A 22,672-nucleotide genomic window follows, 5' to 3' on the forward strand; every position below is an offset into this window, starting at 1 on the left:
TGGCGCGCTTCAGAGCGCAGTATCAGGCCCATCCTAGCGGTAGCCTTAGGCAACTAGCGGCTCGTTCGGGGGTGGTGTGCCGGAGATCACACCGAACCTCCTCACCCACTCAGGTGATCACACCCGGCCATTCCTGAAGCAACCACAGGCTCCCCGGTGGGTGGGGGTGCTAACTTGTTAGCGTGCTCACCGTGATCGGGGAAACCCTCATAGACGAAGTAATCAGCGATGTCGCGTCGCCCCGCGCCCATGTGGGCGGCAGCCCGATGAACGTGGCTGTCGGTCTGGCCAGGCTGGGGCATCCCTGCCGGTTCATCGGACGCTGGGGCGATGATGAGTATGGGCGGATGATCCAGGAACACCTTCGCGGCAACTCGGTGCTCACCCCGATGGGACCCGACAAGCACCCCACCAGCATCGCCACCGCGCGGCTGGATCCTGCAGGCGGTGCCTCGTACAAATTCCAGCTGGTGTGGGAGCTGCAAGGAATCCGTGAAGAGACGGACAGGATTCTCGAGGGAACCACGCTCCTACACACGGGATCTATCGCCACCATGCTGGAACCTGGGGCGACTGACGTGCTGGCAGTCGTCGAGCAGGCGCACCCGCTGGCCACCATCTCCTATGACCCCAACTGTCGGCCCAGCATTGTCACCGATGTTGCCTATGCCCGGGATCAGGCAGAGAAGTTTGTGGCGCTCGCCGACGTCGTCAAGGCCTCCGATGAGGACCTTGAGTGGCTCTACCCCGGGCAGGACGTCCTCGAGACAGCACGTCTCTGGTTGGCGAAAGGCCCGGCCATGGTGGTGGTCACGCGCGGTTCCCTCGGCCCCTGGGCCGTCGTCGCGGGCGGCGAAACCTCGGTCCCCGCGCCAGCCGCCCAGGTGGTGGATACGGTGGGTGCCGGAGACTCGTTCATGTCCGCGTTGTTGGGTTCACTCGTGGACCGGGGCTTCGCCGGCGCGCAGCAGCGGAATGACCTGCGCCACATTTCCGTTGAACAGATGGAAGCAGTCCTCGTGTATGCGGCAAGAGCGGCAGCCGTTACCGTTTCCCGTGCCGGTGCTAATCCGCCGGACCGCAATGAGCTAATGACAGACCCGAAACTGAACCAGGAGTAGTTATGACCCGTGACCCGTACGCAGACCTCCCCCCAGTCCCCGAGTTCACCCTGACCAGCACAGATATTGAGAACAACCAGCCGTTGGATGCGAAGCATGCTTCCGGAGCGATGGGTATCGACGGCGGGAAGGATCTGTCGCCGCAGCTCTCCTGGAGCGGGTTCCCGGAAGGGACCAAAAGCTTCGCAGTGACTGTCTACGATCCCGATGCCCCCACGGCGAGCGGATTCTGGCATTGGGCTGTGTTCAACCTCCCGGCGTCCACCACGTCACTGCCGACGGGTGCCGGCGTCGACGGGAGCCCCAATCTGCCCGACGGTGCCACCCAGCTGAAGAACGACGGCGGCTTCACGGGTTTTATCGGCGCTGCGCCTCCGGCAGGACACGGCCCACACCACTACCACGTGGTGGTGCACGCGGTGGATGTCGAAAACCTTGAGGTGCCGGCTGACGGCAGCAACGCTTATCTTGGGTTCAACCTGTTCTCCCATACCCTTGGGCGGGCTCGCCTGATCGCCACGTTCGAGCAGTAGATAAGGTCCTGCTATTGTTCCGCTGAGCCCCGGGAATCCACTGGATTCCCGGGGCTCAGCGCTCTTCCCGGACGGGTAGGCTTAAAGTCACCCGCTTAGTGAAGGAGTACCCGCATGCGCCTGGTCGCCAGCGATATGGATGGAACGATTGTTGGCCACGACGGCAGGATCAGCCCACGGACGGTCGAAGCATTTCAGGCGTGCCTGGACGCGGGCGTTGAAGTGGTGTTCGTGACCGGCAGGCCACCCCGCTGGCTGGATCCGCTGCGCGAGCAGTTGGGACACCGCGGAACGGTGATCTGCTCCAACGGTGCGGTCACCTACAACCTGGAAGACGAACAGGTGCTGAGCGCCCACTTGTTGGAACACAGCAACATTCTGGCTGCCCGCAAGATCATCCTGGACCTCTATCCGGCGGCGTCCTTCGCTGCGGAGACGGTCGATGGATTCCACATCGAGCACGGGTTTGCCGAGGAAGGCTCGGTGGAGTTGCTCGCTGGCGCTGTGGCGCGGCCGCTGGCAGAATCCCTCGTCGGGGCAGGAGTTATCAAGTTCCTGGCCCGGGAACGCGAGGTCTTGCCGGACAGGTTCCTCAATACCGTGCGGCCCGCCGTCGCTCACCTGGTCACCGCTACCCATTCCGCCCCGAGCGTTGCGCTGCTGGAAATGTCCATGCCCGGCATCAACAAGTCGGTCACCCTCGCTGAGTTCGCGGCCAGCCGTGGCATCAGCCAGGCCGATGTCGTCGCCTTCGGCGACATGCCCAACGATGTGCAGATGCTGAACTGGGCAGGCACCGGCTACGCGATGGCATCCGGGCACCCGGAGGCGATTGCGGCCGCGGACCTGCAGGCTCCGGCGTTCGAGGACGACGGCGTCGCCCAGATTCTTGAAGAACGCCTCTCCGCGCTCAGGGCGACCCGCTAACCCGTGCTGCCGTACCTGCTCAACACCGGACCGGATGGGGTGCAGCAGCCCCTTGCCCTGTCGCACCGCGGGTTCTCGGTCGACGGGCTGGAAAACTCGATGGTGGCCTTTGAGGCTGCCGTGGACCTCGGATTCGGATACCTGGAAATCGATGTCCGGACCTCTCAGGACGGCGTCGTGATGGTGTTCCACGACGAGCTGCTGGACCGGGTGTGCGATGCTCAGGGCCCCCTGGCGGAGCGCACCCTGGACGAGCTGGACAAGGTCCGGATCAACGGCGTCGAACCCATCCCCACTCTGGAAGCCGTCCTGACCCGATGGCCCGACCTGAAGCTGAACATTGACCTCAAAGATGACGCCTCCGTGGAGCCGTTCGTCCGGCTCGTGGAACGGCTGGGGGCCCATGACCGGGTGCTGGTGGCCTCATTCTCCGACCGGAGGCGGCGGCGGACCCTGAACCTGCTGTCCCGCCCGGTGGCGTCCTCCGCCGGACGGGTTAGCTCGGCTCTGATCTGGCTGTTGAGTCCGCTTGGCCTAACCAAGCGGCTCGCCCGGCTCACCCGGGTAGATTGTCTTCAGCTGCCGTTCCAGCACACAGGCGTGACGGTGGTGACCGACCGCTTTATCCTAAGGTGTCGCGCCGCCGGGCTGCCGGTCCATGTCTGGACCGTCAATGAGACCGACGCGATGGAGCAGCTGCTGACGCTGGGCGGCGGCGTGGACGGGCTCGTGTCCGACCGTGCGGATCGCCTGGCCGAGACAATGCGACGCCGGGGGCAGTGGCCGCAGACCGCCTCACCCGAGGGCAGCGGAAAAGCACCGTAGCCGCAGCGGGGCTGTGGGCCACCACTATCGTGCGGGAGCGCCACGTTTCTTGCCGGATCTGTTCACAGGGGTTCGCGGTGGATAGGTCGCTTCGGTCCACAAATGGAACAACGCGTACGCCCGGTGTGGGCGCCACCGCTCGGCGATGGCCTCCGCCTCACGGATGCTGGGATTGCCCATCGCCCGTCGCAGCACCAGGTCACCCGGCGTGAAGGCGTCCCGATCTCCCAGCACCCGGACAGCCAGGTAGTCGGCTGACCACTGGCCGATCCCGGGGATAGCCAGCAGATCCGCACGGACGGCCGTATGGTCGCCCGTGAGGGTGAGTCCGTCGCTGAAGGCCCGGGCTACGTGTTGGACCGTCGCTCCGCGGGTGCCGGTGACACCGACGGCGCTGCGTAGCTCCTCGGACGGAGCAGCGGCGAGCACTTCCGGCGTGGGGAAGATCGTCAGCCCGGCTGGGCCGGGGGTGCCGTAGGCAGCGGCAAGGCGCCCGGCAAACGTGCCCGCAGCGGTGACGGAGACCTGCTGTCCGAGGACAGTCATGATTGCAGCCTCGAAGGGCTCGGGATACCCCACTGCCCGCAGGCCGGGGCGCCGACTGACCAGGGGGCCAAGCAGGGTGTCCGGTTCAAAGGCCCGAGCGACCGCCTCAAGATCAGCGTCCAGGTCCAGCCAGCGGCGGATTGTCGCTGCCAGGCTGGGAAGGTCCTCGACGGGCGCGGAGGTATCGACGTCGACACCCAGCGCACCGATGGTCAGGGTGACGGCGTGGTGGCCGCCAGCGGAACCGAGCAACCGGGTGTGGGACATCCCCTGGCGGTCGGGGACTTCACAGCCGGGAATGAAGTGGTTTGCGAGCAGGGACACCATGGGCCCTGCCTCGATCACCCCGTTGGCTGCCAGGAAGAAGCGTGCGGTCACCCCAGCACCGGGTCGGTCAATGTCCTCAGGTACTCCAGGGCATGCGGACCGTACTGGCGCATCGATGCGTCGTCCGCGTGGATCAGCAGTCGCAGCCAAGACCCGTACCGGTGCAGCCGCGCCAGTTTGAGTGCAGGCTCGACCACCAGCCGTAGCTCAGCAAGCGGCGCGTAGTCAGTCCACCGTTCGAGGTACGCGGTGACCACCGCCCGGATACGGGGGTCGTCCACCGTGGTCTGCCACTGCTCCTGCATGACCGTCAATGGCACGTACAGCGAACTGAAGGGGTGCGCCCAGTAGGAGTCACCGAAGTCGAAGAACCGCAGTGGGGCATTCGTCGCGCCAGGTATGAAGGCGTTGTCGGCGTGCAGGTCATTGTGTTCAAGGCTCAGGGGGACGCCCAGGGCACTCATTGCACCGGCTGCTTCCTCAAGGGCGGGAATGCTGGCATAGATGCCGTCGGCGGCCTGGGAGGACAGGTGCAGGGGATGATCGGGCGGTAGACCGGTATGAAGGAGAAGCTGGTTGCTCACGAAGTTCCCGGCGATCGCTGGATCCATGCTGATCAGGCCGACCGCGGCCAACGGCGACCGATGGGGAACGAGTTGCCGCTGGAAGTCGGCGAAGCCGGTCACCACCCGGACCCACAACTGGTAGTCAGCCGACTTCAGTGAGGCGAGCGTCTTCCCGTGGTCGGGCGTCAGCATCCATCCCCTTGCGGGTTCGATGGCGAGGGGAGCTGCCACATGGTCGGGTGTCAGTTCCGCCAGGGAGGCCACGATCGCTGCCTCCGCGAACTGGCCCGGGTTGTTTTCCTTGAACCACAATTGCCCGTGGTCGGTCGGCACGGTGACCTGGGTGGACCAGAAGCGAATCCGCGCCTGCTCCAGTGGGCCGGTCTGCGTCAGGCAACTACTCTGCAGAACCTGCGTAATCCACTGCTGGATCTCCTGATGCCACGCCGGAGATGCCCAGACCTGCTGGAGGTCCATCAGAACTGGTTCCGGTGGGTTGGCGTGCGGCGCAGCCCCAGGACGAGCGGCTGTGGGCGGACGTGGCCGGGCCAGCGCCGAGAGCTCATGCCACTCTGCAACCCGATCCGCACCATGCCACCAGTTTAGGCATTCCGATCGCCTTGAAGGCAGCACTCCCGCAGAGAGTGCTCAGGCGAAGGTTCCGAGCCAGTCGATCGCGTCGTCCTCGGAGGTGAAGAACTGCGCAGGGTGCGCCTCGTTGTCAGCAAAGGCGGCGACCACCCGATCAACTGGCCCGTCGCCCACCAGGGCGATCGCTGTGATGCCTTCTTCATCGCAAATGACGCGGCGAGCTGCGCTCGTGAAGGCGACGGCGGTCATGCTCATGAGGATTCGGCGTGCGCCCTCACTCAGTAGCGATGCGTCCAGCGTGGCGCGGGCCTGATCCACAGTGACCACTGTTGCGGGCCGCCACTGGACATGCAGGATTCCATCCTCCCTGAGAGCGAGGCGCTGGGTTTCGTCTGCGGTGGAGTGTCGTGCGACGTCGTTGATCTGGCGGTTGTTCATGGTGTCCCGAGACCTCAGCAAATATGTTGAAGGTTTAAGTAAGCGTCTATTGGGTTATTTCGTCGCCGGCAGCCATTTGGATGTGTGAGGTAGGCCACTGTTGCTTAAGGACACCAAGAACTGCTGCGGCGACACTGCGCGGGTCCCTTCCGTCGGTGTGGAGGACCGCGTCGTCGACGTCAGCCGAGCTGAGAATCGCCTGCAACTCGATGGCACGATCAAGATGCCAGTCGAGCGATGGATCGAGTGGATCATGGCGGCGTCGCAACCTGTGTTGCACTGTCGCTGGGCCAGCCTCCAGCCGGACGACCAGCAACTGATCCAGTACCTGCTCGTACTCCTCGCGCTGGAGGGTCCCTTCAATGACTCCGGCAAGCACCAGGAGGCGGGTGCCGGCGGCACGGAAATTGGGGATGACGGCCGACAGGTTCGCCAGCTCGAGCCGCCGGTTGAAGGGGTCGCCGGTGGGGGCGGGCCACGCAAACCGCAGCCAGTCGAGGTCGATTACTGCATTCGGTACACCGCGGATCGTCAGCAGGTCCGCCAGGGCATCAGCGGTCGATGTTTTTCCCACGCCAACCGTGCCGTTGAGGAAGACGCAATGCAGGGCGGTGGTCACCGCATCAGCCTAATCGTCGCGGGGCGGTCAGGTCCGGCAGATCGGAAGGATCTTCCCCTCCCCCTACAGCCCTCCGGGGGACTAGCTTTGGAGCATGAGCATGAGCATGAGCATGAGCATGAGCAACGACGACGACGTCCGCGGCCTATCGCTTGCACTCCCAGAAACCACCGAGCGTTCCTCCTATGGACGGCCAGCATTCAGGGTGAAGGACAAGGTGTTCGCCTGCCTGTACAAGGAACCCGGAGTGCTGGTCCTCTGGCGTGAGACGGAAGAGGAGAAACTCGAACTGATCGCCGCTGACCCCGACAAGTTCTTCACCACTGCCCACTACGACGGGTACCCGATGGTGCTCGTCCGGCTTGACGCAGTGGGCCGGGAGGAGCTGGCGGAGCTCCTGGAAGAAGCGTGGCTGACCCGGGCCTCTGCCAGTCTCCGAACGGGAAGGGGCCGGGGCTAGGAAAGCCGGCTCAGCCCAGTTTGGAAGGGCGGGACCCCTGGTCAGAGGCGTCGACGTCGTTCGGCCCAGTGACATGTTCGCTTTCCCGCCACCGGGCGAGAGCGTTCATCACGTGGTAAATCACCAGGGTTGCCGCAGTGCCCAGGGCGATACCTTCGAAAGTGAGTTCACCGATGGTCCAGGTGAAGTTGGCAATGCCCACTACCAACGCCACCCCCGCCGTCGACAGGTTGATGGGGTTGGAGAAGTTGACCTGGTTCTGTACCCAGATCCGGACCCCGAGGATACCGATCATGCCGTAGAGCACCACCCCGGCGCCGCCGATGACGCCCGGCGGGACAGTAGCGATTAGCGCGCCGAACTTGGGGAACAGGCTGAGCAGGATGGCGACGATCCCTGCCACCCAGTAGGCGGCAGTCGAGTACACACGAGACGCGGCCATCACACCGATGTTCTCTGCGTACGTGGTGGTTCCGGAGCCACCGCCTGACCCGGCGAGCATGGTGGCCAGACCGTCAGCCATCAGGGCACGGCCGGTGACTGGGTCAAGGTCACGCCCGGTCATCGCAGCCACCGACTTCACATGGCCAATATTCTCGGCAACCAGGACCAGGACCACGGGGATGAACAACCCGACGACTGACAGGTGGAACTCGGGGGTCTGGAACGGTGGAAGGCCTATCCACGCGGCATCCCCAATCGCCGCGAAGTCCACTTCCCCGCGAAGCATCGCGACCGCGTACCCGGCGAGGACACCCACCAGGATGGACAGTCGCCCGAGGATGCCCTTGAAGAGCACGGTGACCAGGAGGATCACCACCACGGTGATGAGGGCGGTCAGTGGTGCCTGCTCAAAACTGGCCTTCGCGGTGGGGGCGAGGTTCAGCCCGATCAGGGCGACGATGGCTCCGGTGACAATGGGCGGCATCACGATCTGGATCCAGCGCGAACCCGCCCGATGGACGACGGCGCCGATAATCGCCAGGACGGCCCCGGCCATGATGATGCCACCGAGCGCCCCCGCCGGTCCGTGCTGGCTTTGGGCTGCGGCGATCGGGGCGATGAAAGCGAAGCTCGACCCCAGGTAGCTGGGCACCTTGCCGGCCGTGATGATCAGGAACAGGATGGTGCCCAGGCCCGAGAACAGCAGGGTGGTGGCGGGTGGGAATCCGGTGATCAGGGGAACCAGGAACGTGGCACCGAACATCGCCACAACATGCTGGGCGCCGATCCCCACCGTCCGTGGCCAGCTGAGCCGTTCATCAGGGGCAACAAACTGCCCGGGTAGGACGTTCTTTCCATCACCGTGAAGCGTCCACGACGTGCCGAACCTGCTCATGGCTGTGCCTTCCAAGAATGTGCGGGGTGATCTGTCGGAAAGCCTACCGTCCGGGCGGAGTGTTACGTTGCACTCATGTCATTCACTGTCGAAGGCCGAACAGTCCTCATTACCGGAGCCGCCAGCGGGATGGGTCGGCTCTACGCGGAACGCGCCGTCCAGGAGCGGGCCGCGGCCGTCGTCCTGTGGGACGTCGACGCCGAAGCCCTTCACGCGACCGCCGATTTGCTGGCCGGATCCGGCCCGGCTGTGCACAGTTATGTGGTTGATCTCGCGTCCCTGAGCGAGATCACGACGGCGGCGGCCGCGGTCCGGAACGATGTCGGGGTTCCGTCGGTCCTGATCAACAACGCCGGGATCGTCCGCGGAAAATACTTCTGGGACCACGACCAGCAGGCTGACATCGCGCTGGTGATGCAGATTAACACGCTTGCGCTGATGCACCTGACCCGGGAGTTCCTGCCGGACCTGATTGCCTCCCGGGAACCGGCGCGTATCCTCAACGTCGCTTCGGCATCAGGCACCCTCTCCGTGCCCAGGATGAGTGTGTACACCGCCTCGAAATGGGCCGTGATCGGGTGGAGCGACTCCCTGCGGCTGGAGCTTCGCCAAGCGGGGCACCGGCAGATCAAGGTGACCACTTTGATCCCCAGCTACATCCGGACCGGTATGTTCGAGGGCGCCCGCGGTCCCCTGTTCACACCGCTGATGGACCCCGCCGACGTCGTCGACCGGGCCTGGAGGGCGCTGCTCGCTGGCCGCCCCCGACTTCAGTTGCCGTGGTCGGTGGCACTGGGCAGCGCGCTCCGCGGCGTCCTGCCGCAGCCTCTCTGGGATGTGGTGGCCGGACGTGTCTTCAAGGTGTACAGCTCGATGGAGCATTTCACCGGCCGTCCCAGCTGACCTGCATGCCCGCACCCGACGACCCGCGACCGAAGACCACGACGCGTCCGCCGCGTCCTGAAAGGACCCCCAGATGAGCACTACCCCCCGGGAAACCACCGATCTGTCACCGCTGGTGGAGCGCCTGCGTGGGACCTTCGACGGGGGGACCACCCGGCCCCTGTCCTGGCGGCGTGCCCAACTCCAGGGTCTGATCCGGATGGTCACCGAACGGGAAACGGACTTCACCGACGCGCTGTACTCGGATCTGGGGAAGAACCGGCTGGAGGCGGTTGTGTCCGAGTTGTCCCTGGTGCGGGCCGAAGCCGAGCACGCGCTGAAACATCTGCGGAAGTGGACCAGCGTCGGGAAGGTCCAGGTCCCCGCGGGTCTCCTGCCTGCGAGGGCCTACCGGCAGGCCCAGCCCCTCGGCGTCGTACTGATCATCGGTCCGTGGAACTATCCGGTCCAGCTGCTTCTGGCCCCCCTGGTCGGCGCGCTCGCCGCCGGGAACTGTGCGGTCCTGAAGCCGAGCGAACACGCCCCCGCCACGTCGGCGGTGATGGCCGACCTACTGCCCCGGTACCTCGACCAGAGTGCCGTCGCGGTGGTGGAAGGCGGTGCAGCGGTTGGCGAGGAGTTGCTCGCCCAGCGGTACGACTCCATCTTCTTCACCGGGGGCGAGCGGGTTGGGCGGATCGTGGCCGCCGCTGCGGCGCGGACGCTCACGCCCGTCACCCTCGAACTTGGAGGGAAATCTCCCGCAGTGGTGCTCGGTGGCGACCTGCAGGCGGTGGCCCGGCGGCTGGTGTTCGGCAAGTTTCTCAACGCGGGTCAGACCTGCGTTGCCCCCGACTACGTCCTGGTGAAACGTGGGCTTGAGGAGCAGCTCCTCGCGCACATGAAACGTGCGGTCACCGGGTTCTACGGCGCCGATCCGGGCCGAAGCGCTGACTACGGCCGGATCGTCGACGACAGTCACTTCGACCGGCTGGTTGGCTTCCTGGCGGACGGCAACGGCACCGTGTACACCGGGGGTGCCCACGACCGGGCCACCCGGTACCTCGAACCGACGCTGCTGACGGAGGTGCCGACGGATTCGCGGGTGATGCAGGAGGAAATCTTCGGTCCGATCCTGCCCGTCCTGTCCGTCAACGGCATGGACGAGGCCGTTGCTTTCGTCAATGCCCGGCCAGCCCCGCTCGCCGCGTACCTGTTCAGCAACCAGCCGGCCGAGCAGCAGCAGTTCGAGGACCAGGTCCGCGCGGGTGGGATCGGCCACAACGCCTGCAACCTGCATCTCACGGTGCCCGGCCTGCCGTTCGGCGGGGTGGGCCCCAGCGGTATCGGCGCCTATCACGGCCGCTATTCATTCGACACGTTCAGCCAGCTCCGGGGGGTACTTTCGAAGGGCACAGGCATTGACACCCTGCGCCTGGCCTACCCACCGTATCGGGGCCTGAAGAAGTGGCTCCTCCGGCGGGTTCTCTGACCCCACCCTTCAGCTGAACCGTGAGCTAAGGCGGAACGGACGCCGTCGGACCCGCTCTAGCTCACGGTTCGGGTGGGTTAGCCGCCGATAACCCCGTCGACCAGCGCCTTCGCCTCGTCCTGGACCTGTGCCAGGTGCTCGGCGCCCTTGAAGGACTCGGCGTAGATCTTGTACACGTCCTCGGTGCCCGACGGACGGGCGGCGAACCAAGCATTCTCTGTGGTGACCTTCAGGCCACCAATCGACGCCCCGTTGCCGGGGGCCTCGGTTAGCCTGGCGGTGATGGACTCACCGGCAAGCGTGGTGGCCGCAACGTCCGACGGCGACAGCTTGCCCAGTGCTGCCTTCTGGCTCCGCGAGGCCGCCGCATCGATGCGCGCGTAGACGGGGGACCCGAAGCGGTCGGTCAGGCCCTGGTAGTGCTGCGACGGTGTCCGTCCGGTGACCGCGGTGATTTCCGAGGCGAGCAGGGCCAGCAGGATGCCGTCCTTGTCGGTGGTCCACGGGGATCCGTTCAACCGCAGGAAAGAGGCTCCGGCGGATTCCTCGCCGCCGAAGGCAAGGGATCCGGAGAGCAGCCCGGGAACAAACCACTTGAAGCCAACCGGCACTTCCTCAAGCTTCCGGCCGAGATCCGCAGCCACCCGATCGATGATCGAGGAGGACACGAGGGTCTTCCCGACGACGGCGTCCTGCCGCCACTGGGGACGGTTGCGGTAGAGGTAGTCAATGGCCACGGCTAGGTAGTGATTGGGGTTCATCAGCCCGGCGTCGGGGGTGACGATCCCGTGCCGGTCGGCGTCGGCGTCGTTGCCCGTGGAGATATCAAACTCGTTGGCCCGGGCAATGAGCGAGGCCATTGCCGACGGTGACGAGCAGTCCATCCGGATCTTTTCATCCCAATCCAGGGTCATGAACGCCCACTGTGGGTCGACGGCGGGATTGACGACCGTCAGATTCAGGTTGTGCGTTTCACCGATGGCACCCCAATAGTCGACAGCCGCCCCACCCATCGGGTCCGCGCCAATGTGCAGCCCGGACTCTCGGATCGCGTCGAGGTTCAGGACGGTGGGTAGGTCCTCAACATAGTGCTGCAGGAAGTCGTAAGTCCCGATTCCATCTGCCTGCTGCGCCTGACTCGCGGGGACGCGACGGACTTCCTTGAGGCCGCCCTCCATCAGCGTATTGGCCCGATCGGCGATCCAGTTGGTGGCATCGGAATCGGCGGGGCCGCCGTGCGGGGGGTTGTACTTGAATCCGCCGTCGCCGGGAGGGTTGTGGGAGGGAGTGATGACAATGCCATCCGCCTGGTCTGCGCCCTGCGCGTTATAGACGAGGATGGCGTGCGACACCGCGGGGGTGGGGGTGTAGGCGCCGCGCGCGTCCACCCGCACCGTGACGTTGTTCGCTGCAAGCACTTCCAGCGCGGTTTGCTGGGCCGGCTCGGACAGCGCATGCGTGTCCCGGCCCATGAACAGGGGACCGGTGATGCCCTGACCCGCCCGGTACTCCACAATCGCCTGGGTGATGGCGGCGATGTGCCCCTCATTGAAGGAGGCCTTCAGGGAGGACCCGCGGTGCCCTGATGTCCCGAAGGCCACCCGTTGGGCGGGGTCGCCAAGGTCGGGAACAACGTCAAAGTACGCGTCCAGAAGTGCGGAAATGTCGACGAGATCGCTGGGGAGGGCGACTGTGCCCGCTCGGTTTGCCATGGCTACAGCATGCCAAAGAACTGGTGCTATTACAGCCCCGGCGTCGTAAACCCCTTCGCGCCGCCATGGTGGTAGGTTCACCGTGTACATAGCCACAGGCAGGAAAGGCACCACCATGAGCGAACAGAACGATACCGAACGCGACGATTCAGAACAGCGGGTCGGCGGGTCGGACAAGATCGACGCCGGCGGTTACGGAGGCCCCGGACCGGAGAACGAGCTGCCGGACGGCAAAGAGATCGAGACCGAGGACAACCGGGACGACGACGACTCCTGATCCTCGGCGTCAGTCTCCACTGACCGCCCGTGAAGCCCCCGCTAGATTCGGATCTCGCGTTTGAGGATCTTGCCGGTGGGACCCTTGGGGAGTGCTTCCACCAGGACCACCCGGCGGGGATACTTGTAGGCCGCCACCCGTTCCTTGGTGAACTCGAGGATTTCGGCAGCGAGGCGCTCGCGGGCTGCATCGTCAGCGGGCGCAGCTTCCGCCTTCAGGCCCACTACCGCGGCAATCTCCTCGCCCTGCAACTCGTCCGGGACGCCTATCACTGCGGCCTCGGCCACCGCGGCGTGCTCGTACAGGACCTCTTCGATCTCCCGCGGGTACACGTTGTACCCGCCACGGACGATGATGTCCTTCTTGCGGTCGACAATGAAGATCGCACCGTCGTCGTCGTACCTAGCCAGGTCCCCGGTACGGAACCAGCCATCGGGGATCGCGGCCGCTGTGGCGTCGTCGTTGTTCCAGTAGCCCTTCATCACGCAGTGTCCCCTGACGGAGAGTTCACCGACTTCGCCGGTGGGCACCTCCACCCCCTCGGGGTCCAGCATGCGGACCTCGACGCCGTCCACCGGCGTGCCGATCGATCCGGGCTTGCGTTCGGTGCCGCGCCGGTTGAAGCTCACGATGGGGGACGTTTCGGACAACCCGTAGCCCTCCAGCAGCTCGGCACCGAAGACGCGTTCAAACTCGTGCAGCACCTCCACTGGCAGTGCCGACCCACCAGACACGGCGACCCGCAGCGTGGACACGTCGGTGGTGGAAACGGCCGGGTGCCGAAGCATCGCGATGTACATCGTGGGGACGCCCTCAAAGATAGTCACACCGTCGCGGGCAATGATCTCCAGGGCCCGGCCGGGCTCGAACCGGGGGAGCAGGGTGACGGTGGCCCCGGTCAGCACTGCCGCATTCAGCGCACAGGTCTGCCCGAAGATGTGGAAGAACGGCAACCCGCCAAACAATACGTCGCCAACAGCGGTGCCCATCAGGTCGCGGGAGATCTCCGCATTCCGGTGCAGGCTTGCGTGGGTTAGCGCGGCGCCCTTGGGCCGTCCGGTGGTTCCCGAGGTGTAGAGCAGCACTGCTGTGTCGTCTGCCGCCACCTCCGCGATGATCTGCAGCGGATCGACCGACGACAGCAGCTCGAGGAAGGTGCCCGAGTTCACCGCCAGCACATCCAGGGTGGTTCCCTGATTGGCGGCCGCGACCGCCTGGCCCACTCCGGACTCGGCCTCAGCTGCCACCGACTCCCACGCGAACACAAGCCTCGCGCCGGAGTCGCCCAGGTGATAGGCGATTTCCCGCGACTTCAGCAGCGGGTTGAGTGGGACCACCACTGCCCCAAAGCGCAGGACACCGTAATAGATAAATGCCATCTGGGGAATATTCGGCATGATCAGCGCAACCCGGTCGCCCGGCTGGACGCCCTTCTGCGCCAGGAGGCCTGCCACCCGCTGGCTCCACTCATCGAGCGCCGCGAATGTCAGGGACGTGTCATCCAGTTTGATCGCCACCGCCTCGGGGTGCTCCTGGACAGTTGACGCGAGATTATTGGCAAGGTTGGGCACGCGATCTCCTTTGATCTTGTAAGTTACCGATGAGTAATAGTCTGTTTCATCGACCCCAGGGACGCAATGGCGTCACTTCGCAGCGAACATGTCACCCGCACCGGCGGCCTGCTCCAACTGGGCGGACACGGCCAGGAGCTGCGCCTCCGAGCTCGGCCGTCCGATGAGCTGGATCCCCATGGAGAGGCCCGTGGAGGTGGTGATCGTGGGCAGCGCAATCGCCGGCAAACCGCAGACGTTGACCATCGAGGTGAATGGAGAGTATTGGCATTGCCTCCGGTAGTCGGTGTCCGCATCCTCGGAGGTGTACCAGCCGATGGGACGTGGCGTCTGCCCTAGGGCGGGAGTGAGGATGAAATCGTACTCCGCGTAGGCGCTGATCGTGTTCTGCTCGAACTGCCGCAGGATGTCGATCGCCGTGACCAGGTCCGGCGCGCTGCGGGCCTGCGACCGCTCACGCATCGTCCGGGTCAGCGGCGTTAACAGCTTCTCGTTCCCCGCAGGGATGGGTGCGGTGGCGAGGGACGCCGTCCACACCGTCTGGAATGCCTGGTGGTAACGGGGGTCATAGCTCAGGTCCGCCTCGAGAACGTCATGGCCCACCGAGGAGAGCGCGCGAATTCCCGCCAGGTAGGCGTCCAGCGCTTCCTGGTCCAGCACGATGTCGAACGCTGCGGCGAAGGGCGACAGGGTGCTCGCCCCGATCCTGAAGGTCCCCTCGGCGCGCAGCGCCGCGGTCAGGAACGACGACGACGGCGGCGCGGCGCTGGTTGCCCGGTGATTCGGTTCGTCGACCATCGCGTCGAGCAGTAGCGCAGCGTCGGTGGTGGTCCGCGCCAAGGGTCCAGCCACCACGAACTGGCCCAGGTCCGCCTGCCCGGACAGCGCCGGAATTCGACCGCGATTCGGTTTGAGTCCGATCAGGCCGGTTGCTGAGGCCGGGATGCGGACTGAGCCGCCGCCGTCGCTGCCGGGGGCGAAGGGGATCATGCCCGCAGCGACAGCCGCAGCACTGCCCCCGGACGAGCCCCCAGGGCTGAGGCGGGGGTCGAGCGGATTGCGGGCCGCCGGGGCGATGTCGTTCTCGCTGTGACAGCTCAGACCGAATTCGGGAACCTGGGTTTTGCCGAGGCTGATCGCGCCAGCGCGGCGCAGGATTGCCACCAGGGGAGAGTCTTCGGTTGGAACCGGCGGAGTCAGGGCAGCCGACCCGAAGCTGGTGGCGACACCCGCCACGTCGGCCAGATCCTTGTGCGCCAACGGCATGCCGTGCAGGACCGGAAGTCCGTCGCCCGTACCCCGGGACGAGTGGTAACCCTCATCCGCGGCGGCGGCCTCTTTCAGGGCGAGATCCGCGGTGACAGCAGTGAAGGAGCCAAGTCCCGGGTTGAGATCATCGATCCGGCCGAGGTAGTGGGCAGTCAGCTCACGGGCACTCAGGTCTCCCCGGGCGAGAGCGTCACGCTGGGCGAGGGCGGTGAGCTGATGAAGTTCGGTCATGGAGCGCCGCCCAGCAACCGGGCTTCGAGGGGCTCTTCGACCGCGACGGCGTCGACGCTATCCCCGGCTCCTGCACGCACAATATAGGCATTCTTGCCGGCGGTTTCGGTGACCGCCTCGATGAGGATGGTGTCGTGGTAAACCAGACCGACGCCGTCGTCGGTACAGTGCGTTTCCCCCAGGGTGCCAGCGGCGACCATCCGGTGGATGAGGGGGCGCCGCCCTTCCTCGGAGTCGTAGTGGACGCCATTGCCGTAGGGAAGAAACCCCAGGCCGTTCGTCACTGGCTGCAGCTCTGGGCCAAAGGAATCAGTAGCGCCACCGCGGAACCAGCACAGGGAACCGGCGGAGACTCCGCCGAGGACCACCCCGGCCTGCCAGGCGCGGTGCATCAGCTGATCGAGCCCATGGACCCGCCAGACGGCCAGCAGGTTAGCCACCGACCCGCCGCCTACCCACACCACATCCTGGGACAGCAGGTGGTCCTCCAGTGGGTCGATATTCGGCATGGTGAATAGATTCAGGCAGGCGGCATCAAAGCCGGCAATCCGCGCGGCCTCGGTGAACCGCTGGTTCCACTCCCGCGAATCACCGCCAGCTGTACCCACATAGGTGACGCGGGGGCGGCGCCCCGTGACCTGCGCGAGCTCAACGGCATGATGCATGAGGAGATTGAACTCCAGGTCCACTCTGAGTCCCCGACGGTAGCCGCCGGACGTGGCAAGGATGGTGGGACGGTCAGCAGTCATTGTTACCTCCCGGTGGGGTGGGGCAGTGTGGGCGAGGTTCGCCTCCCACTATAGGCTTGGGCGAAATACGACCATTGGGAAGGGGCAAGTCATGAGCGAGTTTGAGAACGTGTCGATTGATTCGATCGGCGAGAACACAACCGTCCTGGACGTCCGGGAGGACTACGAGTGGGCGGCCGGCCACATTGAGGGAGCGATGCATATCCCAGTGGAACAGATTCCCGACCGGCTGGACGAACTCGACCCCGACACTGACCTGCATGTGATCTGCCGAACCGGCGGGCGCTCGCACCGGGTGGCCCAATGGCTGGTGGCCAACGGCTATTCGGCGGTCAATGTCACCGGAGGGATGGGCGCCTGGCTGGAAGCATCCCGCCCCATGGTCTCGGACACCGACCAGCCGCCCACTGTCCTCTAAGAGGCACCTCCACTCGAAGGAAACCATGAGCACGTCCGTCCCAGAGGTGTCCTACACCTTCCTCGGCCCCGAGGGCACGTTCACCGAGGCAGCCCTGCTGCAGGTCCCCGGGGCCGATACCGCCCGAAGAGTCCCAGCGCCGACCGTGACTTCTGCGCTGGACCTGGTGCGGACCGGCGCCGTCGACGCCGCGATGGTCCCGATCGAGAACTCGGTGGAGGGCGGTGTCAGCGCAACGCTCGATGCCATCGCGCAGGGCGACCCGCTGAGGATCATCAGGGAAGTGTTGGTCCCCATCACCTTTGTCCTGGTTGCCAAACCTGGGTTGCCCCTGAGCGGGGTGCGGACCATTTCCACCCATGGGCACGCCTGGGCGCAGTGCCAGGCGTGGATCTCCCAACATATTCCACAAGCAGAATATCTTCCCGGATCGTCAACCGCTGCAGCCGCTGTCGGCTTGCTGGACGCTGACTGCCCCTATGATGCCGCGATCTGCTCACCGTTTGTCGCTGAACGGTTGGGCCTGACGGTGCTCGGTAGCCACATCGGCGATGTGGCTGATGCAGTGACCCGCTTCATCCTGGTCAGTCGCCCCACCCTCCTCCCGGCACCGACCGGTGCCGACAAGACCACCCTGGTGATCCCGCTGCCCGAGGATCATCCCGGTGCCCTGATGGAAATCCTCGATCAGTTCGCCGCGCGCGGAGTCAACCTCAGCAGGATCGAATCAAGGCCAACGGGCCAGTTCCTCGGAGACTACTTCTTCAGCATTGATGCCGAGGGGCACATCGCCGATGCCCGGGTCGCCGATGCACTCAAGGGCCTGCATCGGATCAGCCCCCAACTTCGGTTCCTCGGTTCCTACGCCCGAGCCGATCGGCGGGAACACACGGTGGCCCGGCATACCTCCGACGAGGCATTCAGGGCCGCGCGGATCTGGGTGGAGTCCCTTCTGAAAGTGGGGTAGGCGGCACCGCCGGTCGAACGGGATTCCTGCCGGCCCTGCGCTACCCTGAGCTGGACATGGGCTTACACATTGGCACCTCCGGGTGGAGCTACGACCACTGGGATGACGTGCTGTACCCGAGGGGCACTCCGGCGGGCAGGCGGCTCGGCTACTACGCGCAGCGCTTCGACACCGTCGAACTCAATGCCAGCTTCTACCGGTGGCCACGCGACACGGCATTCGCTGGCTGGCGCCGGAGGCTCCCGGACGGATTCCTCCTTTCCGTAAAAGCGCCACGAGGGCTTACCCACGGCAAGAAGCTGTATCAGCCGGAGGTCTGGGTGCAGCGGATCATCACCTGCTGGCACGAACTCGGCGACAGGCGCGCGGTTCTGCTCGTTCAGCTTCCGCCTGGCCTGGAGCGCGACGATCTGCGGCTCGGATACTTCCTCGGCCTGCTGCCGGACTGGATCCGGGTGGCCGTCGAGTTCCGCCACGCCAGCTGGGACCACCAGGAGGTGTACTCCCTGCTCGAACGCCACGGAGCCGCCTACTGCGTCATGAGCGGCGCCTTCCTGCCCTGCGTGCTCCGTGCCACAGCACCCTTCGTGTACCTGCGGATGCACGGTCCAGACCACCACCACCTCTACGGAGGCTCCTACTCGGAGGCCGACCTGTCGTGGTGGGCGGACCGGATCCGCGAGTGGCAGGGGGCCGGCAAGGACGTGTTCGTCTACTTCAATAACGACGGCGGCGGGAACGCGGTGCGGAACGCCCACACCCTGCGGGACATCCTCGGTCACGGGTAGCCGCCGACGGACGGCAAGTGCCTGCCTGGCGGATAGGCAGTAGGCTGATCTTCTCGATCCGGAAAGGTCACCACCATGCCTCGACTCCGCCGCAGCGATTGCGAAAAGCCGGGAATCACCCGACGCCGTCACGGTAAAGGTTTCAGCTACCGCACCATCGACGGGACACCGTTGCGGGATGCCGAAGAACTTCGGCGCATCAAGGACCTGGCCATCCCACCGGCCTGGAAGGATGTCTGGATTGCGCCCTACCCCAACGGACACATCCAGGCACTCGGTACTGACGCCGCGGGCCGCCGCCAGTACGTTTACCACACGGCCTGGCGGGAGAAAAAGGACCGCGAGAAGTTTGATCGAGCCCTCGAGTTCGGCGAAAAGCTGCCCGCCGCCCGTAGGGTGATCACTTCGCACCTCCGTAGCGAGGGACTGCCGAGGGAACGCGCCTTCGCGGCCGCCCTGCGCATTGTCGACTCGGGCTCGCTGCGGATTGGCTCCGAACAGTATGCGGAGACCAACGGGTCCTTTGGGGTCACCACGCTGCAGGTGGAGCACGTCCGTATCAAGGGCCCCATGATCACCTTTGAGTTCCCCGGCAAGAGCGGGCAGCAGTGGGAATCCACGCTTGAAGACGCCGACCTGTCAGCGGCCATGCGGCCGATGCTGAAACGCGAACAGGCCGACACCGCGTTGGCCTACCGCACCCCCGACGGCGAATGGCACCGCGTCGACGCCTCGCAACTGAACGGGTTTCTCCGGCAGGTCACAGGCGAGGGTTTCACGGCCAAGGACTTCCGGACCTGGCAGGCCACAGTGGTCGCGGCGATGGACCTCGCCCGAAGTGACCTGTTGGCTACTACCAAGACCGCCCGGCAGAAGGCCGTCGCCGCCACCATGCGTGCAGTGGCGGAGAAACTTGGCAATACTCCGGCGGTCGCCAAACGCTCCTACGTTGACCCCCGCCTCGTCGACCGGTTCATGGCCGGTGAGGTGATTGAGATCGCGAGCTACTCGGCGTCCGAGAAGGCTGTTCGCGGGCTGCTTAAAGCGTAGCGATCCTTCCCACTGGAAGCGGTTCATCAGTAGGCTTCACTCAGGGCGCCAGTGTTCGGCGCATACCGCAACGAGAGGCGCATCATGAGCGAGCAGGCCAACGAAGGACAGATCGTTACCCCGAACGACGGCGGCGGAGCCACCTCCGACGAAAACTACCGTGGAGACGCGGGAGACCAGGCCAACGACCTGCGGTTTTCCGAAGAGCAGCAATTGATCAACAGCCAGGCAAAGGGCGAGTTCCCCGACTCGGACACCGAGAACCTTGAGCCCGTGCCCGGGGGCGGTTACACCGGCGCGCAGAAGCGCGGTGCGACCGACAGCGGCTTCACCGGCGAGCAGGACCCGGCCAAGGAGGGTGAGTACACCGACATCGAAGAGGATCCGGCGGACGGCACCGGCCCTGAGGGTGAGTACACCGACGCCGACAGCGTCCCCTCGATCCAGGAGGGCGGCGATCCCTCGAATGAAGAGGGCTCCCGCTAGCTTCTCCCCTTCCGCATCACTTGCCTGGTGCGCTGACGGTCCAGTCCGGGATGTGAGCGGACGATCAGCGCACCAGGGTCGATGCGCACATCAAGCGAGGTAACGGCTCCCGACAGGTCGCCGTCGAGCTGGGTCTCGGTGGGATCGGGGACAGTGACCCTTACCCGCCGGGCCTGGTAATAGTTGATCACCGGGATGGCGGCCCGCGGCCGCAGGACAATCGTGGCGCCCAACCAGATCCAGCCCAGGATACTGCGCGGACTCATCACCACCACGTCCAGATAGCCGTCATCGATGGTCGAATCGGGAATCAGCTCAATGCCTCCGGGAAGCCTCCCGCAGTTGGCGAATAGGACGCTGTGGACCGTTCTGGACTGCGCCGGCTGGCCATCAAGGCTGATCAGCATCCGCTGCCGTTTTCCCGGCAGGCTCCGGAACCCCGCCTCGCTGTAGGCCAGCCAGCCGAACTTCGCTTTCAGGTCATCCTTGGTGGCAGCCACCACCACCGCGTCCAGCCCCACGCCACCCATCACCAGGAAAACGTGGTCGGTATGTGTTCCGGTCCGGTCATTGCGCAACGCGATCCGACCCATATCGATCCGGCGGCCGGTGCCGTGCAGGGCGTTGCGCACGCCTGCCCCGACATCCGAGACCGGGATCCCCAGGTTCCGTGCGAGCAGGTTACCGGTCCCGAGCGGAACAATGCCCAGCACCGCGTCCTGGTGGGCCAGCGCCCGCGCAACAGCCCGAACGGTCCCGTCGCCGCCAGCCGCGATGACGACGTCGGCCCCCTCCCGCAACGCCTGGCTGGCCTGCCCAAATCCGGGATCCAGCACTGTCGTCTCAAGGACCAGCGGGGCGGCCCACCCAGCGTCGGTACAGGCCGCCTCGACCAGACGGCGTGCGAAACCGGCATTGAGTTTCCCGGGGTGCAGCACCAGGGCAACCCGCTGCGGCCCGGTCGGAGCCGGCAGGGGAGGTGCAGCGGCAGGGGTGGGATGTTTCGGGGAATGCAGGCGGCGGACACCCAGCCAGCTCACGGCTGAAGCCACAGTGGCCAGGGCCAGGGCAACCAGGATGATCAGGCGAAGTGGCATGGTGTCCCTCAGCGTATCGCCCGGCGAAGTATCCCGGGGAAATACAGCCCCGGGCCATTGATAGTCTTGGCGGGTGATCGATGTAAATGAGCTCCGCGACAACCCCGAGAAATTCCGCACCTCACAGCGCGCCCGCCGCGGCGATGAAGCCCTGGTGGACGCGATCATCGCGGCTGACTCCCACCGTCGTGAAGTGGTGACCCATGCCGAGTCCCTGCGGGCTGACCAGAACGCGTTCGGCAAGCGGGTGGCCCAGGCCAAGGGTGAGCAGAAGCAGGAGCTGCTCGCCGAGGTCAAGGAACTAGCTGCGTCGGTGAAGGCTGCCGCGGCGCAGGCCGAGACGGCCAGGCAGGAACAGGACGCGCTCCTCCGCAGCCTGCCCAACGCCATCCAGGACGGCGTCCCAGCTGGCGGCGAAGATGACTTTGAGGTCATCAAGACGGTCGGCACCCCCCGCGATTTCGACGCTGACGGCTTCACCCCCAGGGATCACCTGGAGATCGGTGAACTGATCGGTGCAATCGACATGGAGCGTGGAGCCAAGGTCTCAGGTTCCCGTTTCTACTTCCTCAAGGGCGTCGGTGCCCGGCTGGAGCTCGCACTGCTCAACATGGCCATGGACCAGGCGGTCCAGGCCGGTTTTGTCCCGATGATCACCCCCACCCTGGTCAGGCCGGAGATCATGCAGGGGACCGGATTCGACGTCGCACACGACGCCGAAATCTACCGGCTAGCCGAGGACGATCTCTACCTGGTAGGAACCTCCGAGGTGGCAATGGCCGGCTACCACTCCGACGAGATCATCGATCTTTCGGACGGTCCGGTCCGCTACGCCGGGTGGTCCTCCTGCTACCGGCGTGAAGCCGGCTCGCACGGCAAGGACACTCGCGGCATCATCCGGGTGCACCAGTTCAACAAGGTCGAAATGTTCGCGTACACCACCGAGGAGGAGTCCTACGCCGAGCACGCACGGATGCTCGCCTGGGAGGAGGAAATGCTCGCCAAGGTGGAACTGCCCTACCGGGTCATCGACACCGCCGCGGGCGACCTCGGCATGTCAGCTGCCCGCAAGTTCGACTGTGAGGCATGGGTCCCCACCCAGGGCGCCTACCGCGAGCTGACCTCTACCTCCAACTGCACCACCTTCCAGGCCCGCCGCCTGAACATCAGGGAACGGCTCCCCGAGGGCAACAAGGGCACCCGGGCGGTTGCAACACTGAATGGCACGCTCGCCACCACCCGCTGGATCGTCGCCATCCTCGAGCATCACCAGAACGCCGACGGTTCCGTAACCGTGCCGCAGGCACTCAGGCCCTACCTGGGCGGGCTCGAAGTCCTCCCGGTACTCGGCGCCTCCTGACCCGCCTACCTCGCGACCCGGCGAATCTGGT

General features: G+C 65.5%; 24 protein-coding genes. 14 read left to right on the plus strand and 10 right to left on the minus strand.

What is annotated here, in order from left to right; all coding sequences use genetic code 11:
• Positions 1-182 precede the first annotated feature (182 nt).
• The 4 genes from HMI57_RS05535 (at position 183) to HMI57_RS05550 (ending at position 3,406) form a co-directional block, all read left to right on the plus strand.
• Entirely contained in the window at positions 183-1,121 is a 939-nt protein-coding gene (locus HMI57_RS05535; RefSeq protein WP_171584933.1) for a carbohydrate kinase, read from the plus strand.
• A 2-nt stretch (positions 1,122-1,123) separates the two neighbouring features.
• Positions 1,124-1,654: a YbhB/YbcL family Raf kinase inhibitor-like protein gene (locus HMI57_RS05540; protein ID WP_171584934.1), complete on the plus strand. Its 531-nt coding sequence runs from the start codon at positions 1,124-1,126 to the stop codon at positions 1,652-1,654.
• A 114-nt stretch (positions 1,655-1,768) separates the two neighbouring features.
• Positions 1,769-2,581, plus strand: coding sequence for an HAD-IIB family hydrolase (locus HMI57_RS05545; protein ID WP_171584935.1), 813 nt, complete (start codon positions 1,769-1,771; stop codon positions 2,579-2,581).
• A 3-nt stretch (positions 2,582-2,584) separates the two neighbouring features.
• Complete coding sequence (locus tag HMI57_RS05550) at positions 2,585-3,406, plus strand: glycerophosphodiester phosphodiesterase family protein (protein WP_171584936.1); 822 nt, start codon at positions 2,585-2,587, stop codon at positions 3,404-3,406.
• A 24-nt stretch (positions 3,407-3,430) separates the two neighbouring features.
• Here HMI57_RS05550 and HMI57_RS05555 read toward each other — a convergent pair whose 3' ends face one another.
• The 4 genes from HMI57_RS05555 to HMI57_RS05570 all read right to left on the minus strand — a co-directional run bounded on the left by HMI57_RS05555 (position 3,431) and on the right by HMI57_RS05570 (position 6,493).
• Positions 3,431-4,330, minus strand: a complete 900-nt coding sequence (locus HMI57_RS05555; protein WP_216607127.1) for an AlkA N-terminal domain-containing protein — start codon at positions 4,328-4,330, stop codon at positions 3,431-3,433.
• Positions 4,327-5,322 (minus strand): phosphotransferase, encoded by a 996-nt coding sequence (locus HMI57_RS05560; protein WP_171584937.1) that lies wholly within the window; start codon positions 5,320-5,322, stop codon positions 4,327-4,329. The genes HMI57_RS05555 and HMI57_RS05560 overlap by 4 nt, the downstream gene beginning before the upstream one ends.
• A 171-nt stretch (positions 5,323-5,493) precedes the next feature.
• Complete coding sequence (locus tag HMI57_RS05565; RefSeq protein ID WP_171584938.1) at positions 5,494-5,874, minus strand: STAS/SEC14 domain-containing protein; 381 nt, start codon at positions 5,872-5,874, stop codon at positions 5,494-5,496.
• 46 nt (positions 5,875-5,920) lie between these two features.
• Positions 5,921-6,493 carry a hypothetical protein gene (locus tag HMI57_RS05570; protein ID WP_216607128.1) on the minus strand — a complete coding sequence of 191 codons (573 nt, stop codon included), beginning with the start codon at positions 6,491-6,493 and terminating at the stop codon, positions 5,921-5,923.
• A 94-nt stretch (positions 6,494-6,587) separates the two neighbouring features.
• Between HMI57_RS05570 and HMI57_RS05575 the strand changes: the two genes are divergently transcribed.
• Positions 6,588-6,953 (plus strand): MmcQ/YjbR family DNA-binding protein, encoded by a 366-nt coding sequence (locus HMI57_RS05575; RefSeq protein ID WP_228720936.1) that lies wholly within the window; start codon positions 6,588-6,590, stop codon positions 6,951-6,953.
• A gap of 10 nt (positions 6,954-6,963) precedes the next feature.
• Here HMI57_RS05575 and HMI57_RS05580 read toward each other — a convergent pair whose 3' ends face one another.
• Positions 6,964-8,292 carry a solute carrier family 23 protein gene (locus tag HMI57_RS05580; RefSeq protein WP_171584939.1) on the minus strand — a complete coding sequence of 443 codons (1,329 nt, stop codon included), beginning with the start codon at positions 8,290-8,292 and terminating at the stop codon, positions 6,964-6,966.
• Positions 8,293-8,367: 75 nt separating this feature from the next.
• Between HMI57_RS05580 and HMI57_RS05585 the strand changes: the two genes are divergently transcribed.
• Together HMI57_RS05585 and HMI57_RS05590 are read left to right on the plus strand one after the other, a co-directional pair.
• Positions 8,368-9,195 (plus strand): SDR family NAD(P)-dependent oxidoreductase, encoded by an 828-nt coding sequence (locus tag HMI57_RS05585; protein ID WP_171584940.1) that lies wholly within the window; start codon positions 8,368-8,370, stop codon positions 9,193-9,195.
• Between the two features lie 73 nt (positions 9,196-9,268).
• Positions 9,269-10,666, plus strand: coding sequence for an aldehyde dehydrogenase family protein (locus HMI57_RS05590; protein ID WP_171584941.1), 1,398 nt, complete (start codon positions 9,269-9,271; stop codon positions 10,664-10,666).
• A 77-nt stretch (positions 10,667-10,743) separates the two neighbouring features.
• On the opposite strand, the gene pgm is transcribed toward HMI57_RS05590, so the two are convergent.
• Complete coding sequence (gene pgm / locus HMI57_RS05595; protein ID WP_171584942.1) at positions 10,744-12,378, minus strand: phosphoglucomutase (alpha-D-glucose-1,6-bisphosphate-dependent); 1,635 nt, start codon at positions 12,376-12,378, stop codon at positions 10,744-10,746.
• A 115-nt stretch (positions 12,379-12,493) separates the two neighbouring features.
• Between pgm and HMI57_RS05600 the strand changes: the two genes are divergently transcribed.
• Positions 12,494-12,655 carry a hypothetical protein gene (locus tag HMI57_RS05600; protein ID WP_171584943.1) on the plus strand — a complete coding sequence of 54 codons (162 nt, stop codon included), beginning with the start codon at positions 12,494-12,496 and terminating at the stop codon, positions 12,653-12,655.
• 41 nt (positions 12,656-12,696) lie between these two features.
• On the opposite strand, the gene HMI57_RS05605 is transcribed toward HMI57_RS05600, so the two are convergent.
• The 3 genes from HMI57_RS05605 to HMI57_RS05615 form a co-directional block, all read right to left on the minus strand.
• A complete protein-coding gene (locus tag HMI57_RS05605; protein ID WP_171584944.1) occupies positions 12,697-14,226 on the minus strand; it encodes an AMP-binding protein in 1,530 nt (509 codons plus the stop codon).
• A 72-nt stretch (positions 14,227-14,298) separates the two neighbouring features.
• The gene (locus HMI57_RS05610; protein ID WP_171584945.1) at positions 14,299-15,726 is read right to left on the minus strand and encodes an amidase; all 1,428 of its coding nucleotides are present in this window, start codon (positions 15,724-15,726) and stop codon (positions 14,299-14,301) included.
• Positions 15,723-16,475 (minus strand): peptidase E, encoded by a 753-nt coding sequence (locus tag HMI57_RS05615; RefSeq protein WP_171584946.1) that lies wholly within the window; start codon positions 16,473-16,475, stop codon positions 15,723-15,725. Before HMI57_RS05615 ends, HMI57_RS05610 begins: the two co-directional genes overlap by 4 nt.
• A 91-nt stretch (positions 16,476-16,566) precedes the next feature.
• Here HMI57_RS05615 and HMI57_RS05620 point away from each other — a divergent pair, with 91 nt between their 5' ends.
• The 5 genes from HMI57_RS05620 to HMI57_RS05640 all read left to right on the plus strand — a co-directional run bounded on the left by HMI57_RS05620 (position 16,567) and on the right by HMI57_RS05640 (position 20,184).
• Positions 16,567-16,893, plus strand: coding sequence for a rhodanese-like domain-containing protein (locus tag HMI57_RS05620; RefSeq protein ID WP_171584947.1), 327 nt, complete (start codon positions 16,567-16,569; stop codon positions 16,891-16,893).
• 25 nt (positions 16,894-16,918) lie between these two features.
• Positions 16,919-17,860 (plus strand): prephenate dehydratase, encoded by a 942-nt coding sequence (gene pheA / locus HMI57_RS05625; RefSeq protein WP_171584948.1) that lies wholly within the window; start codon positions 16,919-16,921, stop codon positions 17,858-17,860.
• 56 nt (positions 17,861-17,916) lie between these two features.
• Positions 17,917-18,648: a DUF72 domain-containing protein gene (locus tag HMI57_RS05630; protein WP_171584949.1), complete on the plus strand. Its 732-nt coding sequence runs from the start codon at positions 17,917-17,919 to the stop codon at positions 18,646-18,648.
• Positions 18,649-18,723: 75 nt separating this feature from the next.
• Positions 18,724-19,698: a DNA topoisomerase IB gene (locus tag HMI57_RS05635; RefSeq protein WP_171584950.1), complete on the plus strand. Its 975-nt coding sequence runs from the start codon at positions 18,724-18,726 to the stop codon at positions 19,696-19,698.
• Between the two features lie 84 nt (positions 19,699-19,782).
• Entirely contained in the window at positions 19,783-20,184 is a 402-nt protein-coding gene (locus HMI57_RS05640) for a hypothetical protein (RefSeq protein WP_171584951.1), read from the plus strand.
• Here HMI57_RS05640 and HMI57_RS05645 read toward each other — a convergent pair.
• A complete protein-coding gene (locus HMI57_RS05645; RefSeq protein ID WP_171584952.1) occupies positions 20,181-21,281 on the minus strand; it encodes a diacylglycerol kinase family protein in 1,101 nt (366 codons plus the stop codon). The genes HMI57_RS05640 and HMI57_RS05645 overlap by 4 nt on opposite strands.
• A 73-nt stretch (positions 21,282-21,354) precedes the next feature.
• Here HMI57_RS05645 and serS point away from each other — a divergent pair, with 73 nt between their 5' ends.
• Positions 21,355-22,641 (plus strand): serine--tRNA ligase, encoded by a 1,287-nt coding sequence (gene serS, locus HMI57_RS05650; protein WP_171584953.1) that lies wholly within the window; start codon positions 21,355-21,357, stop codon positions 22,639-22,641.
• Positions 22,642-22,672 lie beyond the last annotated feature (31 nt).

The organism is Arthrobacter sp. 260, assembly GCF_013116745.1.
Classification (GTDB): domain Bacteria; phylum Actinomycetota; class Actinomycetes; order Actinomycetales; family Micrococcaceae; genus Arthrobacter_D.

Excerpts from the sequence above, each read along its gene's own strand:
- HMI57_RS05540 (WP_171584934.1), top strand. The coding sequence starts at position 1,124 with ATGACCCGTGACCCGTACGCAGACCTCCCCCCAGTCCCCGAGTTCACC.
- HMI57_RS05545 (WP_171584935.1), top strand. The coding sequence starts at position 1,769 with ATGCGCCTGGTCGCCAGCGATATGGATGGAACGATTGTTGGCCACGAC.
- HMI57_RS05560 (WP_171584937.1), bottom strand. The coding sequence starts at position 5,322 with ATGGACCTCCAGCAGGTCTGGGCATCTCCGGCGTGGCATCAGGAGATC.
- HMI57_RS05565 (WP_171584938.1), bottom strand. The coding sequence starts at position 5,874 with ATGAACAACCGCCAGATCAACGACGTCGCACGACACTCCACCGCAGAC.
- HMI57_RS05575 (WP_228720936.1), top strand. The coding sequence starts at position 6,588 with ATGAGCATGAGCATGAGCATGAGCATGAGCAACGACGACGACGTCCGC.
- HMI57_RS05580 (WP_171584939.1), bottom strand. The coding sequence starts at position 8,292 with ATGAGCAGGTTCGGCACGTCGTGGACGCTTCACGGTGATGGAAAGAAC.
- HMI57_RS05585 (WP_171584940.1), top strand. The coding sequence starts at position 8,368 with ATGTCATTCACTGTCGAAGGCCGAACAGTCCTCATTACCGGAGCCGCC.
- HMI57_RS05590 (WP_171584941.1), top strand. The coding sequence starts at position 9,269 with ATGAGCACTACCCCCCGGGAAACCACCGATCTGTCACCGCTGGTGGAG.
- pgm (WP_171584942.1), bottom strand. The coding sequence starts at position 12,378 with ATGGCAAACCGAGCGGGCACAGTCGCCCTCCCCAGCGATCTCGTCGAC.
- HMI57_RS05600 (WP_171584943.1), top strand. The coding sequence starts at position 12,494 with ATGAGCGAACAGAACGATACCGAACGCGACGATTCAGAACAGCGGGTC.
- HMI57_RS05610 (WP_171584945.1), bottom strand. The coding sequence starts at position 15,726 with ATGACCGAACTTCATCAGCTCACCGCCCTCGCCCAGCGTGACGCTCTC.
- HMI57_RS05615 (WP_171584946.1), bottom strand. The coding sequence starts at position 16,475 with ATGACTGCTGACCGTCCCACCATCCTTGCCACGTCCGGCGGCTACCGT.
- HMI57_RS05620 (WP_171584947.1), top strand. The coding sequence starts at position 16,567 with ATGAGCGAGTTTGAGAACGTGTCGATTGATTCGATCGGCGAGAACACA.
- pheA (WP_171584948.1), top strand. The coding sequence starts at position 16,919 with ATGAGCACGTCCGTCCCAGAGGTGTCCTACACCTTCCTCGGCCCCGAG.
- HMI57_RS05630 (WP_171584949.1), top strand. The coding sequence starts at position 17,917 with ATGGGCTTACACATTGGCACCTCCGGGTGGAGCTACGACCACTGGGAT.
- HMI57_RS05635 (WP_171584950.1), top strand. The coding sequence starts at position 18,724 with ATGCCTCGACTCCGCCGCAGCGATTGCGAAAAGCCGGGAATCACCCGA.
- HMI57_RS05640 (WP_171584951.1), top strand. The coding sequence starts at position 19,783 with ATGAGCGAGCAGGCCAACGAAGGACAGATCGTTACCCCGAACGACGGC.
- HMI57_RS05645 (WP_171584952.1), bottom strand. The coding sequence starts at position 21,281 with ATGCCACTTCGCCTGATCATCCTGGTTGCCCTGGCCCTGGCCACTGTG.